General features: G+C 58.3%; 14 protein-coding genes and 3 pseudogenes. 13 read left to right on the forward strand and 4 right to left on the reverse strand.

Annotation, left to right across the window (positions count from 1 at the left end; genetic code table 11):
• Positions 1–37 precede the first annotated feature (37 nt).
• The 4 genes from FHT71_RS12365 to modC all read left to right on the forward strand — a co-directional run bounded on the left by FHT71_RS12365 (position 38) and on the right by modC (position 3,743).
• A complete protein-coding gene (locus FHT71_RS12365; RefSeq protein ID WP_210294156.1) occupies positions 38–631 on the forward strand; it encodes a nicotinate-nucleotide adenylyltransferase in 594 nt (197 codons plus the stop codon).
• Positions 632–1,117: 486 nt separating this feature from the next.
• Positions 1,118–1,903 carry a molybdate ABC transporter substrate-binding protein gene (gene modA, locus FHT71_RS12370; protein ID WP_007791006.1) on the forward strand — a complete coding sequence of 262 codons (786 nt, stop codon included), beginning with the start codon at positions 1,118–1,120 and terminating at the stop codon, positions 1,901–1,903.
• 74 nt (positions 1,904–1,977) lie between these two features.
• Complete coding sequence (gene modB, locus FHT71_RS12375) at positions 1,978–2,679, forward strand: molybdate ABC transporter permease subunit (protein WP_007791010.1); 702 nt, start codon at positions 1,978–1,980, stop codon at positions 2,677–2,679.
• Positions 2,676–3,743: a molybdenum ABC transporter ATP-binding protein gene (modC, locus tag FHT71_RS12380; RefSeq protein ID WP_132588685.1), complete on the forward strand. Its 1,068-nt coding sequence runs from the start codon at positions 2,676–2,678 to the stop codon at positions 3,741–3,743. Before modB ends, modC begins: the two co-directional genes overlap by 4 nt.
• Here the strand turns inward: modC and FHT71_RS12385 are convergent, their stop codons facing one another.
• Entirely contained in the window at positions 3,744–4,115 is a 372-nt protein-coding gene (locus FHT71_RS12385; protein ID WP_007791015.1) for a winged helix-turn-helix domain-containing protein, read from the reverse strand. It abuts the gene before it with no gap.
• A gap of 204 nt (positions 4,116–4,319) precedes the next feature.
• Between FHT71_RS12385 and rsfS the strand changes: the two genes are divergently transcribed.
• The 6 genes from rsfS to FHT71_RS12415 all read left to right on the forward strand — a co-directional run bounded on the left by rsfS (position 4,320) and on the right by FHT71_RS12415 (position 10,081).
• Positions 4,320–4,763, forward strand: a complete 444-nt coding sequence (gene rsfS, locus FHT71_RS12390; protein ID WP_007791018.1) for a ribosome silencing factor — start codon at positions 4,320–4,322, stop codon at positions 4,761–4,763.
• 115 nt (positions 4,764–4,878) lie between these two features.
• Positions 4,879–5,361, forward strand: coding sequence for a 23S rRNA (pseudouridine(1915)-N(3))-methyltransferase RlmH (gene rlmH, locus FHT71_RS12395; protein WP_007791021.1), 483 nt, complete (start codon positions 4,879–4,881; stop codon positions 5,359–5,361).
• Between the two features lie 119 nt (positions 5,362–5,480).
• Positions 5,481–6,935 (forward strand): murein hydrolase activator EnvC, encoded by a 1,455-nt coding sequence (locus FHT71_RS12400; RefSeq protein WP_183719778.1) that lies wholly within the window; start codon positions 5,481–5,483, stop codon positions 6,933–6,935.
• Positions 6,925–8,247, forward strand: a complete 1,323-nt coding sequence (locus FHT71_RS12405; RefSeq protein WP_007791027.1) for a S41 family peptidase — start codon at positions 6,925–6,927, stop codon at positions 8,245–8,247. Before FHT71_RS12400 ends, FHT71_RS12405 begins: the two co-directional genes overlap by 11 nt.
• Positions 8,248–8,328: 81 nt before the next feature.
• Positions 8,329–9,534, forward strand: coding sequence for a divergent polysaccharide deacetylase family protein (locus FHT71_RS12410; protein WP_183719780.1), 1,206 nt, complete (start codon positions 8,329–8,331; stop codon positions 9,532–9,534).
• Between the two features lie 13 nt (positions 9,535–9,547).
• Positions 9,548–10,081: an RNA pyrophosphohydrolase gene (locus FHT71_RS12415; protein WP_183719782.1), complete on the forward strand. Its 534-nt coding sequence runs from the start codon at positions 9,548–9,550 to the stop codon at positions 10,079–10,081.
• Positions 10,082–10,118: 37 nt separating this feature from the next.
• Here FHT71_RS12415 and bfr read toward each other — a convergent pair whose 3' ends face one another.
• Positions 10,119–10,604: a bacterioferritin gene (gene bfr, locus FHT71_RS12420; protein ID WP_007528518.1), complete on the reverse strand. Its 486-nt coding sequence runs from the start codon at positions 10,602–10,604 to the stop codon at positions 10,119–10,121.
• Positions 10,570–10,944 (reverse strand): (2Fe-2S)-binding protein, encoded by a 375-nt coding sequence (locus FHT71_RS31590; RefSeq protein ID WP_081499037.1) that lies wholly within the window; start codon positions 10,942–10,944, stop codon positions 10,570–10,572. Before FHT71_RS31590 ends, bfr begins: the two co-directional genes overlap by 35 nt.
• Before the next feature lie 126 nt (positions 10,945–11,070).
• On the opposite strand from FHT71_RS31590, the pseudogene FHT71_RS31595 reads away from it, so the two are divergent.
• Positions 11,071–11,214: pseudogene (locus FHT71_RS31595) on the forward strand (type II toxin-antitoxin system Phd/YefM family antitoxin); the annotation flags it as partial.
• Positions 11,211–11,364, forward strand: a pseudogene (locus tag FHT71_RS31600) (VapC toxin family PIN domain ribonuclease); the annotation flags it as partial. The pseudogenes FHT71_RS31595 and FHT71_RS31600, both read left to right, overlap by 4 nt.
• Positions 11,365–11,445: 81 nt before the next feature.
• On the opposite strand, the gene FHT71_RS12430 reads toward FHT71_RS31600, so the two are convergent.
• Positions 11,446–12,378 carry a HEPN domain-containing protein gene (locus tag FHT71_RS12430; RefSeq protein WP_183719786.1) on the reverse strand — a complete coding sequence of 311 codons (933 nt, stop codon included), beginning with the start codon at positions 12,376–12,378 and terminating at the stop codon, positions 11,446–11,448.
• A gap of 110 nt (positions 12,379–12,488) precedes the next feature.
• On the opposite strand from FHT71_RS12430, the pseudogene FHT71_RS12435 reads away from it, so the two are divergent.
• Positions 12,489–12,608: pseudogene (locus FHT71_RS12435) on the forward strand (IS110 family transposase); the annotation flags it as partial.
• Positions 12,609–12,641: the final 33 nt, after the last annotated feature.

Genomic DNA, 12,641 nt, shown 5'->3' on the forward strand with positions numbered 1-12,641 from the left:
CGTGATCAACGACGAAGTCGACCGACGTTATCTTCGCATGCCGCATACGGAGCGCGGCATGGTCGTTGGTCTTTTCGGTGGTTCCTTCAATCCGCCGCATGACGGGCATGCGCTGGTTGCCGAAATCGCGATCAAGCGGCTTGGCCTCGATCAACTGTGGTGGATTGTTACCCCCGGCAATCCGCTCAAGGATCGGCGCCATCTCTTGCCACTTGCCGAACGCATCGCGCTGAGCGAGCGGCTTGCCCGCCATCCCTTAGTCAAGGTCACGGCGTTCGAGCACGATTTCGCGACGAGCTTTACGGCAAACACGTTGGCTCGCGTCAAGGCGCGAAATCCGCATGTCCATTTTATCTGGATCATGGGGGCGGACAGCCTGAAGACTTTCCATCAGTGGCAACACTGGCAGGACATCGTCAACACATTTCCGATTGCCGTTATCGACCGCCCAGGCTCCACCCTGTCGCTTTTGTCATCGAAGATGGCAAGGACGTTTGATTTCGCTCGCATCGACGAGGACGATTCGCGCGCGCTCTGGAAGCGGCGGGCGCCAGCCTGGACCTTCATACACGGTCCGCGCTCCGGCCTAAGCTCGACTGCCATCCGCGCCACGAACGGCGCTCTGAAATAGTTCGATTTTTCCGGGTTTGACAAATGAAAAGCCCGACGGGGGAGGAGATCCGTCGGGCTTTGTAAACTTGATCGACAACTGGGAGGAGGAGTGCTGCCGATCCATATCCAACGGCTTTGGGAGGAGGAGATCGCCGTTCGATGAGTGTGTTGTACCATAGTAACCGGATTTTTGAACCGGTTTCATTGCATTGCAGCAATGCATTGAAAGCATGGCTATGCGAGGCGACCGGTATCATCCTGCCCAATTATTTCGCAGTTTCGGGGATTTCTGTCGAGATCCCAAACCTTTGGGGAATCTTCCCCTAAAATCATGGGGTCATTTTTGCAAATTTGGGAGCCGAAGGCGTTTAGACATGCAGTTCACGAATGTGTGAAGTCTGAAGTTGACCAGTGATCCGAGGGGTTATGCTTGTTGAAATATAGCGCTAGCCAAGGTGCTGGCGACGTTATATTTCTACAAATATTTCGAAACTCGGGAGGTATCATGCACAGTCGCCGCCAATGGATCAAATTCGCTGCCGCCGCCTTTTCGGCCGCTTTTCTGGGCGTTGCCGCAACACCTGCCGCAGCTGCGGAGAAGGTCACCGTTTTCGCGGCGGCCAGCCTAAAGAACGCGCTCGATGCAGCGAATGCTGCTTGGGCGAAGGAGGGCGGCAAGGAGACTGTTGCCTCGTACGCTGCGAGCTCGGCGCTTGCTAAACAGATCGAAGGCGGCGCACCGGCGGACATCTTCATCTCCGCCGACCTGGACTGGATGGACTATCTTGCGAAGAAGAATCTGATCAAGGCCGACAGCCGGTCCAATCTGTTGGGTAACAAGATCGTGCTTGTCGCAGCTAAGGATGACGCCAAACCGGTCGAGATCACGAAGGGCTTTGACCTTGCGACTTTGCTCGGTGATGGCAAGCTCGCCATGGGTGAGGTGAAGTCGGTTCCGGCTGGTAAGTACGGCAAGGCTGCGCTTGAAGCGCTTGGCGTGTGGCCCTCGGTTGAAGCCAAGGTCGCCGGCGCTGAAAGCGTTCGTGCCGCGCTTGCGTTGGTATCGCGCGGCGAGGCTCCCTATGGCATCGTCTATCAGACCGATGCCTCCGCGGACGCGGGCGTTGCCGTCGTCGGCACCTTCCCGGCGGATTCGCATCCTCCGATCATTTATCCGATCGCCATTCTCTCCGAGAGCAAGAATCCGGATGCCGCGACCTACCTGGAATTCCTGAAGTCGGAGAAAGCCGCTCATTTCTTTACCGAGGAGGGCTTCACCATATTGAAATGATTGCGATTTTTCGCATGAAAGCATAGCCTGAGAGGGCCCGTTCGAACGGGCCTTCTATTTTTGGAGAGACTGGCTTGGACGCACTCGGCCTGAGCAATGATGAATGGACGGCAATCTTGCTCAGTCTGCGCGTGTCAGTGGTCGCGATGCTGGCAAGTTTGCCATTCGGTATCGGAGTCGCCCTGTTGCTGGCGCGCGGACGGTTTTGGGGTAAGTCGATCCTGAATGGTGTCGTTCACCTGCCGCTGATCCTTCCGCCTGTCGTCACAGGCTTCATTTTGCTGATCCTCTTTGGGCGGCGCGGACCGATCGGCAGTTTTCTCGACCAGTATTTTGGCATCGTCTTTTCGTTTCGCTGGACAGGTGCAGCACTCGCCTGCGCGGTCATGGCCTTTCCCCTGATGGTGCGTAGCATCCGGCTCTCGATCGAAGCGGTCGATCGAAAACTGGAGGAGGCAGCCGGCACACTGGGAGCCAGCCCGCTCTGGGTTTTCATGACGATTACGTTGCCGCTGACACTGCCCGGGATCATCGCCGGAATGATCCTTTCCTTCGCCAAGGCGATGGGGGAATTCGGGGCAACCATCACGTTCGTCTCCAACATCCCTGGGGAAACACAGACCATTTCTTCGGCGATCTACTCCTTTACGCAGGTGCCGGGCGGTGACGCCGGCGCCCTGCGGTTGACGCTCGTCGCGGTCGCCATCTCGATGGTCGCGTTGCTAGCGTCGGAATTGTTGTCGCGCATCGCGGGACGGAGGATTGATCCGGAATGACGCTTGTCGTGAAAGCAAAGCAGCGGCTTGGCACCTTCGCCCTTGATACCGACTTCACTTCTGAGCGTGGGATCACTGCTCTTTTCGGTCGTTCGGGCTCCGGCAAGACATCGATGATCCGTATCATTGCCGGGTTGGCGCGGCCTGACAGTGGGCAAGTGATCCTGGACGGCGACGTCATGACCGATACCGACCGGCGGATCTTCGTCGCCAAGCATCGCCGAAGATTCGGCTATGTCTTCCAGGAGGCGCGGTTGTTTCCGCACCTCAGTGTCCGTCATAATCTTCTATATGGTGGGTGGTTTACCAAAGCGGCCGGTCCGGCGCAGAACCTGGATCGAATTGTCGCGCTGCTCGGCATAGAAAACCTGCTGGAGCGCCGACCGGAAAAGCTCTCTGGTGGCGAGAAGCAACGCGTGGCAATTGGCCGGGCCCTGCTCTCGGCTCCCCGCCTCTTGTTGATGGACGAACCCCTCGCTGCGTTGGATGATGCCCGAAAAGCGGAAGTCATGCCCTACCTCGAGCGGTTGCGCGACGAGATGGATATTCCGATCGTCTATGTCAGCCACTCGATCGCCGAGGTGGCGCGCCTCGCCAACCAGGTCGTGGTCATGCGGGATGGCAAGGTGGAGGCGGTCGGCTCAGCCGTGGATGTGCTGAACCACTCGCCTGCCTCGTTCGAGCGGCGTGATGCGGGTGCACTCCTCGAGGGAAAGGTCGAAAGCGTCGATGCGCTGCATCGCATTGCGACGATTACGCTGAAATCAACGCAGCTTCATGTCCCGGGCGCGGCGCTCACACCCGGGAAGGTGGTTCGGGTCCGGATCCCCTCTCGCGACGTGATGCTCGCAATGAGAAGGCCCGAGGCGCTGAGCGCGCTGAACGTGCTTGAAGGCACTGTTCGGGACATGACGCAGGCAGATGACGCCACGATCGATGTGCTCGTCGATTGCGGTGGGGATATCATTCTCTCACGGATCACGAGTTTTTCGGCAGAGCGGCTGGGCGTGCGCATTGGGGTGTTTGTCTTTGCCGTCATAAAAACCGTCGCGCTCGAACAGTGATCAACGATCGGTTTGCGGCGATCGGTTGGCCTCCAGCCAGGCCAGATCCTCCGCAAGGGTGAACTTCACCATCCGCTCCATCTTTCGGAAGCGGGCAAGGAGTTCATCACCGAACGGCGTGAGCGCTGCACCCCCGCCTTTCTGGCCACCGCGCTGGGATTCGACCACGGGGTCCCGGAACATCCGGTTCATATCGCTGACAAGCAACCAGGCACGACGATAGGACATGTCCATCGCTCTGCCTGCGGCGGAAATCGATCCCGTTTCCCTGATATGTTCGAGCAGTTCCATCTTGCCGCGCCCGAGACGGTCCTCATGAGGAAAGCTGATGCGGAGGATAGGAATGAGCGTGTCTTCGGCGGGGCTTTTCATAGGACGGATCTTTGCGGTCGGAACGGAACTTACTTTACGTGCGGTGATAGGGACTGTACACAGCGGGCCACATACGCACTCCTCCGTTCAACAATGGTTTGTGATCAAGACGGACATTCACGCTTTGTGATTGCACGCGTCTTGAAACGTTAATGGTTTGGTGCCTATCTTAACTATGATTTGGTCACCAAATCAGTGATGTGCATGTTTTGTCATTCCGAGAAAGGGAAAGCACTGACAACAGTACACGCCAAGGGAAAAACGCTTGCCGTTGTCCCGAAGAGCCCGGAACGTGGCGCTGATGCTGCCGCCCGCGCCCTGCACGCCGTCCTCACAAGTCTTGAGGACTCTAAGGCTGAAGATATCGTCACCATCGACATTGCTGGAAAATCGGCACTGGGAGACTTCATGGTCGTCGTCTCCGGGCGCTCGAACAGGCATGTCATGGCGATCTCCGACCACCTTCTGACTGATCTCAAAGACGAGGGCCTTGGAAGCGCCCGTGTCGAAGGTCAGGAAGGCGGCGATTGGATCCTGATCGACACCGGCGATGTCATCGTCCATGTCTTCCGTCCCGAGATACGCGAGTTCTACAACATCGAAAAGATGTGGGCCGCGCCTGATATGGACGAAGAAACAGTGCACTAACAGGCTGCCTGGACGCTGTGTCCGGCACCTGAGAGACGGCATTTTATTGGCCGGATGATCGAACCCGGCCGGCGGCATGTGTGTGCCGCCCTGTGCCGAACTGCGGGAGCGGATAATGCGTGTTGGTCTTTTTGCAGTGGGGCGGCTGAAGTCTGGCCCGGAGAAGGATCTTGCGGCCCGCTATTTCGATCGTTTTGCCAAGGCCGGTCCTGCGGTCGGCCTCGAATTTTCCCGCGTGGCCGAAGTTGCTGAAAGTCGTGCGTCGAACGCCGATACCCGTAAGCGCGACGAAGCGGCGATGCTCCAGAAGTCGCTTGCGGACGGAAGCGTTCTCATTCTGTTGGATGAGCGGGGCAAGGCGCTGGATAGCGAAGGGTTTGCCACTCTCCTGGGAAACTATCGCGATCAGGGCAAACGCGAATTGGTGATCGTCATCGGCGGCGCAGATGGTCTCGATCCTTCGTTATACAACCTTGCCGACGCCACGCTTTGCCTCGGCAAGATGACGTGGCCGCACCAATTGGTTCGCACGCTGATCGCTGAGCAGCTGTACCGAGCTGTTACGATCCTTTCGGGCCATCCCTATCATCGAGTTTGATGGGCACTGCTTCTCACGCAGGCGTATCCGTCGTGGTGCGCGCGGCCCCTCAATCGATCTGGCAAAGAATGCCAAATCAGCTTAATCTCCACGCGATTTGAAAGGATTTCGAAGCTCGTATGCCGACACGTGCGTTCAAGCAAAAATACGTCATTCTGTCGGCTTTGGCCGCAGGCTTGAGCGTGTCTTTGGCGGCAGTTGCGAACCGCCCCTTTGCCGTCAGTGCCTTTGCGCGGGATGCGTCGGAAGCTGTGCAGATGACACCGGTCGAGGCGCCTCCTGCGACAACTGCCACGGTTGCCCAGGAACGGCCCGATCCGGCAGCGAATCTGGCGAGGAAGCGGGAAGAGACGCGCGCTGAACTCGAAGCCTTGTCGAAGACGATTGACCTTTCCTCCGACAAAGTTGCCGAGCTTCAGAAAAGCATTGCGGAGCTCGACAAGAGTACCAGCAGCGTTCGTCAGGCGCTGATCGATTCAGCGACGCGGCGCAAGTCGCTCGAGAAACAGATACTGGGGAGCGAGAAGAAGCTAGCCGATCTGGGGGTAAAGGAAGACGCGGTTCGCCGGTCGCTGCATGAACGGCGCGGCCTGCTGGCCGAGGTGTTGGGGGCCTTGCAGCGCATGGGCCGCAATCCGCCACCTGCGCTGCTCGTCACGCCAGATGATGCGCTTGCTTCGGTGCGGAGCGCAATCCTGCTTGGCGCGGTGGTTCCCGGCATCCGCAAGGAAACCGACAAGCTTGCCGCTGATCTCACCAACCTTTCTTCACTGCAGGCGGCAAGTGCTGCGGAGAAGTCCAGCTTCGCCGCAACGATGACGAATAGCATCGAGGAAGAGCGCCGGATGGACTTGCTTCTTGCCGAAAACGAGAAGCTGAGCCGCAGCAGCACTGCGGAACTGGATGCGGAGAAGAAACGCTCGGAAGATCTTGCCAGCAAGGCAACAAGCTTGGAGGGGCTGGTCGCATCGATGGAAACCGAAATCGCATCGGTTCGCGAAGCCGCCGCCGCCGCCCGCCAGGCCGAGGAGAACCGCAAGCTTCTGACCGACGAGCAGCGCGCCCAGGCTAGGGTTCTCGCAGAGAGCGGCGTGCCTGATAAAAACCGCATTGCGCCCGCATATCCTTTCGGAGAATTGAAGGCGAAGCTGGAATTGCCTGTGGCTGGCGATATCCTGCGCCAGTTCGGCGATGCTGACGGAACCGGCCATGGGGCGATGGGAATGACGCTTGCCACCAATCCGGAAACGGTGGTTACCGCTCCCGCAGACGCGCTTGTTGTCTATGCGGGTGCATTCCGCAGCTACGGCCAGATGATCATCCTCGACGCCGGCGACGGCTACCACCTTGTCATCTCTGGAATGGAGACGATTAGCGCACGTCAGGGCAAGTTCGTTTTCGCCGGCGAGCCGCTTGCCGCCATGGGTGCAAAAAGAGTGGCGAGCGCGACTGCATTGGCGCTGGAAACCAACCGTCCAACGCTTTACATTGAATTTCGAAAAGATGGAAAGCCGGTCGATTCCCGACCATGGTGGACCGCTAAAGACACTGGAAAGGCACGCAATGATTCGTAGGGCTTCTCTTGTTCTGGTCGGCGCATTGATGGGTGCGACCGCGATGAGCGTCATCTATTCGGCGGGTGTGCCTGCGGAAGCAGCCGGAGCCTCCACTTACAAGGAGCTTTCCGTTTTTGGTGACGTGTTTGAGCGTGTGCGCGCGCAGTATGTGACGCCGCCGGCCGAGGACAAACTCATCGAAAACGCCATCAATGGCATGCTTTCTTCGCTGGATCCGCATTCGAGCTACATGAATGCCAAGGATGCAGCCGATATGCAGACCCAGACCAAGGGTGAATTCGGCGGCCTCGGCATCGAGGTCACCATGGAAGACGAGCTTGTCAAGGTCATCACGCCGATCGACGACACGCCTGCAGCCAAGGCCGGCGTTCTTGCTGGTGATTACATCTCCGAGATCGACGGTCAGTCTGTTCGCGGCCTGAAGCTGGAAGACGCCGTCGAAAAGATGCGCGGTCCGGTCAATACGCCGATCAAGCTGACGCTGATCCGCAAGGGTGCCGACAAGCCGATTCAGCTGACGATTGTCCGCGATGTCGTCGCGGTCCAGGCCGTGAAGTCGCGCGTCGAGGATGATGTCGGCTATCTGCGCGTCATCTCCTTTACCGAAAAGACCTACCCGGATCTCGAGAAGGCGATCGAGAAGATCAAGAAGACGGTTCCGGCCGATAAGCTGAAGGGCTATGTGCTCGACCTGCGTCTGAACCCGGGCGGTCTGCTCGATCAGGCAATCCAGGTTTCGGATGCGCTGCTGCAGCGTGGCGAGGTGGTGTCCACCCGCGGCCGCAATCCGGATGAGACCCGCCGTTTCAACGCTGGTCCGGGTGACCTGACGGACGGCAAGCCGGTGATAGTGCTAATCAACGGCGGTTCGGCATCGGCCTCGGAAATTGTTGCTGGCGCGTTGCAGGACCTGCGTCGTGCGACTGTTCTCGGTACGCGTTCGTTCGGCAAGGGCTCGGTCCAGACGATCATCCCGCTCGGCGAAAACGGCGCGCTGCGACTGACGACCGCGCTTTACTACACGCCGTCGGGCCGCTCCATTCAGGGCACGGGCATCACGCCTGATATCAAGGTCGAGGAGCCGCTGCCGGATGATCTGAAGGGCAAGATGGTCACGGAAGGTGAGTCGAGCCTGCGCGGGCACATCAAGGGTCAGAGCGAGACGGATGAAGGCTCCGGTTCGGTTGCCTATATTCCGCCGGATCCGAAGGACGACGTCCAGCTCAACTACGCGCTTGATCTGCTTCGCGGCAAGAAGACCGACCCGGCCTTCCCGCCCAATCCGGACAAGGCCGTCAGCGCCAAGTAATTGCAATATGAGGCGTCAGGCCGGATGGTATGTCCGGCCCGACGCCTTTTTGCTGTCCTGATTCTGAAGCGGAAAAGAAGTTTGAATACCGATCTGCACGCCCCTCTGGGACAGAACCGAAAGGCCAAGCGCCAGCGGCCGGGAATTCTGCGCACGGGGCGTGTCGTCGCCGGGATTTGCCTCGTTCTGATCGGGGCGTCGTCGCTCTATACGGCGTTTCGCGGTGATGGGCTGAAGCGGGAGACACCGCCGGCGCAGGACCAGACGGCTGCGCCTCCGTCCGACACCGTTCAGGATCAGGTGGCGTCGCAGACTTCGTCCGCTGCCGCTCCGAATGGTATGGTGCCATCCGATCCGAGATCGGGCGCAAATGTGGAGCGGATGGTCACCGGCGACGGATCTGTCGTCACGAAATACTCTCCCAGACAACGCGACGGAAATGGACCGGTGTTGGTCGATGCCTCGCAGGTCGGGCAGGATCCACGGATGGCGGCGCTACCGAATGATGCTCTCCTGGAAGACACCCCATTGGGACGGCTGCCGGTCGTCGGGCCGGACGGACGTCGCCCGATGGACCAGTATGCGCGACCATGGTCCGGCGCTCATGGAACACGCATCGCGATCGTCGTCAGCGGTCTCGGGCTTAGCCAGACGGGCACGCAGCGGGCTATCCAGCAACTACCGGAGGAGGTCACCTTCGCCTTTGCCGCCAGCGGCAACAGCTTGCAGCGTTGGATGCAGGAAGCGCGCCGCAATGGCCACGAAATCCTGTTGCAGGTTCCGTTTGAGCCATTTGATTATCCGGCAAACGATCCGGGGCCAGACACGCTGCTAACGTCAACGTCGCTTGCGAAGAATATCGAAAACCTGCACAGGGCGATGGGCGAGATCACCAATTATACGGGCATCATGAACTACCAGGGTGGGCGCTTCCTTTCCGATCCCAACGCCATGGAACCGGTCATGCGCGATATCGGAAAGCGCGGGCTGCTGTTCCTTGATGACGGAACGTCGGCCCAGTCCAAGACCGCGGTGATCGCAAAGGGAACGGAACTGCCCTATGCCTTCGCAGATGTGCAGTTGGACAAGCAGCTTGACGTGAACACCATCATCCAGAAACTGGACGAACTGGAACGCGTCGCAAAGCGCAACGGCCAGGCGATCGGCGTTGCCGCCGCCTTCGATGAGAGCATTGATGCCATCGCGCAATGGACGCAGGAAGCTGCAATGCGAGGTATTGAGATTGTCGGCGTTGCGGCACTGGCGAATGATCCAAAAAGACCTTGAATAGAGAGAGCCGATGAGCAAGCCGATCGTCAACGCCAAGGACCTGCCGTATCGCCCCTGCGTCGGCGTCATGATTCTCAACCGCCAGGGCCTCGTATGGGCAGGGCGACGGATTCCGGAAGAAAATTCAGAGTATGACGGATCGCCGCAGCTTTGGCAGATGCCGCAGGGTGGCATCGACAAGGGCGAGGATCCGCTTGAGGCGGCGTACCGCGAGCTTTACGAGGAGACGGGCATTCGCACCGTGACGCTGCTCGCCGAGGCCCGGAATTGGATCAACTATGATTTGCCGCCCCAGCTGATCGGCATCGGATTGAAGGGCAAGTTCCGCGGCCAGACGCAGCGCTGGTTCGCGTTCCGCTTCGATGGTGACGAGAGCGAGATCGCGATCAATCCGCCGCCCGGCGGCCATGCGCCGGAATTCGATGCCTGGGATTGGAAGCCGATGGAAAGCCTGCCGGGTCTCATCGTGCCCTTCAAGCGGGCCGTCTATGAGCAGGTGGTCGACGAGTTCAGGCACCTGGTTGGTTTGGGTGCCGCAGAGTAAATAACCGGCGGCCGAGGGCTGCCGGTCATGGCAATCGTTACTCGGCCTCGTTGGCGGAGTCGGCATTGAGCTGGCCGTACTTCGATTCGCCGATCTTGCCGAGCAGCTCCAGTTGTGTTTCGAGGAAGTCGATGTGACCTTCCTCGTCCGCCAGGAGCTCCTCGAAAAGCTTCATCGAGACATAATCGCCGGCCTCGTGACAGATGTCGCGCGATTTCTTGTAAGCAGTGCGCGCATCATATTCGCCCGCAAGATCGGCCTCCAGAACTTCTTTGACGTTCTGGCCGATGCGAAGCGGAGCAAGGGTCTGGAGGTTGGGATGACCTTCGAGGAAGATGATGCGTGCGACCAAGCGGTCGGCGTGATGCATTTCCTCAATAGATTCCGCCCGTTCCTTCTTGGCGAGCTTGGTGTAACCCCAGTCTTCAAGAAGTCGGTAATGGACCCAGTATTGGTTTACGGCGCCGAGTTCGAGAAAGAGGGCCTCGTTAAGCCGCTCGATGACTTTTTTGTCGCCTTTCAATGTCCGCTCTCCTGTTTTCCTCATGGAATGTTCTCAGGCGGGACATGAAATCAAATATTTCGGCTTCCGTCGAGTGGTGACGGGCGTGATATTCCTCGGTTGTCTGAATGATAATATCGACCACATTCGGGAAGCAGCCACAGCAGCGGCCCCGTTTTTCCATGGCGTGGTATACCTTTGCAGGCACGATAAGCTGCCAACAATCCTGCTCGAGAAGCTCGTTGATGACTTCCCGGATTTCGTGGTCAGTTATGTAATTGCAGCTGCAGACAAGCACGTCGTCATTCCAAACATGACATTCACTATCGTCTTTTCTGCAAAAGAAGACGGCAGGTGTCAAGAAAAAATCGAGTCATAGGGCAAGCCATTCGTCGCATATTGAAACGATAGAGGCTCTTCAGGTGTGCTGCGATGCAGCAGGTCACGACCTGATGAGCAGCGCCTGCTTTGATGTCGTAGACCCTGATTGCTGATGACGTACAGCGGATTCGAGCGCTTGACCGGCAAGCGCCGAAATCTCGTCGAGGCTCTTTCAATGCCTGGTTTGTCGACGATCGAATGGGAGCCACTGAGAGCCGAAATTGCACCTCGCGAGGTCGATCTGTCTTGAAGTACCTGCTGGATACAAACGTCGTCTCCGAGCTGCGCAAAGTTGGAGACGGTAAAGCAGATGCCAATGTGACGAAGTGGGTAGGTCGGTGCGCAAGATTCCAATGACTTGTTCATTTCCGCGATTACGATCCTGGAAATTGAGCGCGGGACGCAATCACGAGCTGCCTCATCCTCGTTATCTCAAGTGGCACAGAGCGAACTGCTTAGGTTATCAAGGCGAGGGGTGCCGTCACAGGGAAAGTCGCTCCTCGCATACCGTTTCGACGAGAGTTTGAAGAGCCTTCACGCGCTCGACCAGCCAAGCGAGCTCCTCGCTGGTGATTGTGTATTTCGACGAATATCGCGCTTCGACATAGGCCCGCGACAGCAACTCGAAGCAGCGTCGTGAAAACCGGCTGTCACGCGGCCAGGCGGCAATCAGCCGGATATCGAGCCCTTCGGCTTGAGAACGAAGAACCTTCAGGCGGTGAGACTTGGGACTGTAGAGCGTGAGTGTCAGCAGCGTACAGTGGTATAGCGCCTCTGTGGCTTGATGAAGCAAGAAAGCCTGTTGTTTTGGAAACGTCTCTCCGAGCGATCCTTGAGCTGCTAGGAAGCCGGCGGCATTCCTTGACCACTCCATGAAGTTGGAATTTGCTTCTCGCTGTCGCTCCTCCGCGATCAGTGGCTTCGGTTGCGCCAGCGGATGACCGGGCTCCTCGTAGAGGGGAATGCCGTCCCTGGCGATATCGACGAAGAAGGGGCGGCCGCGGGACAGCTGGGCGTTGACATCGGCCAGCGTGTGGATGATCGGCACGACCGGCGTTTCGATGCGGTGCGCGATCTGCTCCGTTAACAGCCGCTCCTCGATACCGTCCCAGAGCTCCTGCTCCTCGGCAAATGACTTGCTGTTGACGACGATCAAGAGATCGTAGTCGGAGCGATAGCCGCTCAAGTGATCCTCGATCCAGTCGCCGCGGCCATAGGATCCATAGAGCAGGACCATCAGGATCTTTCCGGCATGGCGCTTGGCCGACAGTTTGCCGGCCTGGAAGCGTTCGACCTCGGCAAACAGGATCTCGAGGATGCGCGCCAGTTCGCGCCGCTTCCGGTCCGGCAGGTGCTCGATATGGTCGGTCAGGGTCAAAGCCGCGTCAAAACCTTCGGTCAGAATCGCATCCATCGTAGCGGTTCCATCGTGATTGCACACCAAATCCTTTTACGGGATTTTGTTCATGTGCACAATTCAAGGATGTGCTCATTGTACGATAAATTCGTAATGCGCCCACACGCAATGGCGGCCGCTTCAAAAAAACGATGATCGTGGTACTCGCCCGCAAGCTCTTGGTCGCGCTATGGAAATATGTGAAATCAGGCGTTGTCATCGAGGGCGCGGTCATGAAATCCGCCTAAACGACGACAATCCAACTGCAAAGCGATTCCAAT

Source organism: Rhizobium sp. BK060, assembly GCF_014193145.1.
GTDB lineage: Bacteria > Pseudomonadota > Alphaproteobacteria > Rhizobiales > Rhizobiaceae > Rhizobium.

Excerpts from the sequence above, each read along its gene's own strand:
- FHT71_RS12430 (WP_183719786.1), bottom strand. The coding sequence starts at position 12,378 with ATGGATGCGATTCTGACCGAAGGTTTTGACGCGGCTTTGACCCTGACC.
- FHT71_RS12365 (WP_210294156.1), top strand. The coding sequence starts at position 38 with ATGCCGCATACGGAGCGCGGCATGGTCGTTGGTCTTTTCGGTGGTTCC.
- modC (WP_132588685.1), top strand. The coding sequence starts at position 2,676 with ATGACGCTTGTCGTGAAAGCAAAGCAGCGGCTTGGCACCTTCGCCCTT.
- FHT71_RS12400 (WP_183719778.1), top strand. The coding sequence starts at position 5,481 with ATGCCGACACGTGCGTTCAAGCAAAAATACGTCATTCTGTCGGCTTTG.
- modA (WP_007791006.1), top strand. The coding sequence starts at position 1,118 with ATGCACAGTCGCCGCCAATGGATCAAATTCGCTGCCGCCGCCTTTTCG.
- FHT71_RS12385 (WP_007791015.1), bottom strand. The coding sequence starts at position 4,115 with ATGAAAAGCCCCGCCGAAGACACGCTCATTCCTATCCTCCGCATCAGC.
- rsfS (WP_007791018.1), top strand. The coding sequence starts at position 4,320 with ATGTTTTGTCATTCCGAGAAAGGGAAAGCACTGACAACAGTACACGCC.
- rlmH (WP_007791021.1), top strand. The coding sequence starts at position 4,879 with ATGCGTGTTGGTCTTTTTGCAGTGGGGCGGCTGAAGTCTGGCCCGGAG.
- FHT71_RS12405 (WP_007791027.1), top strand. The coding sequence starts at position 6,925 with ATGATTCGTAGGGCTTCTCTTGTTCTGGTCGGCGCATTGATGGGTGCG.
- FHT71_RS12415 (WP_183719782.1), top strand. The coding sequence starts at position 9,548 with ATGAGCAAGCCGATCGTCAACGCCAAGGACCTGCCGTATCGCCCCTGC.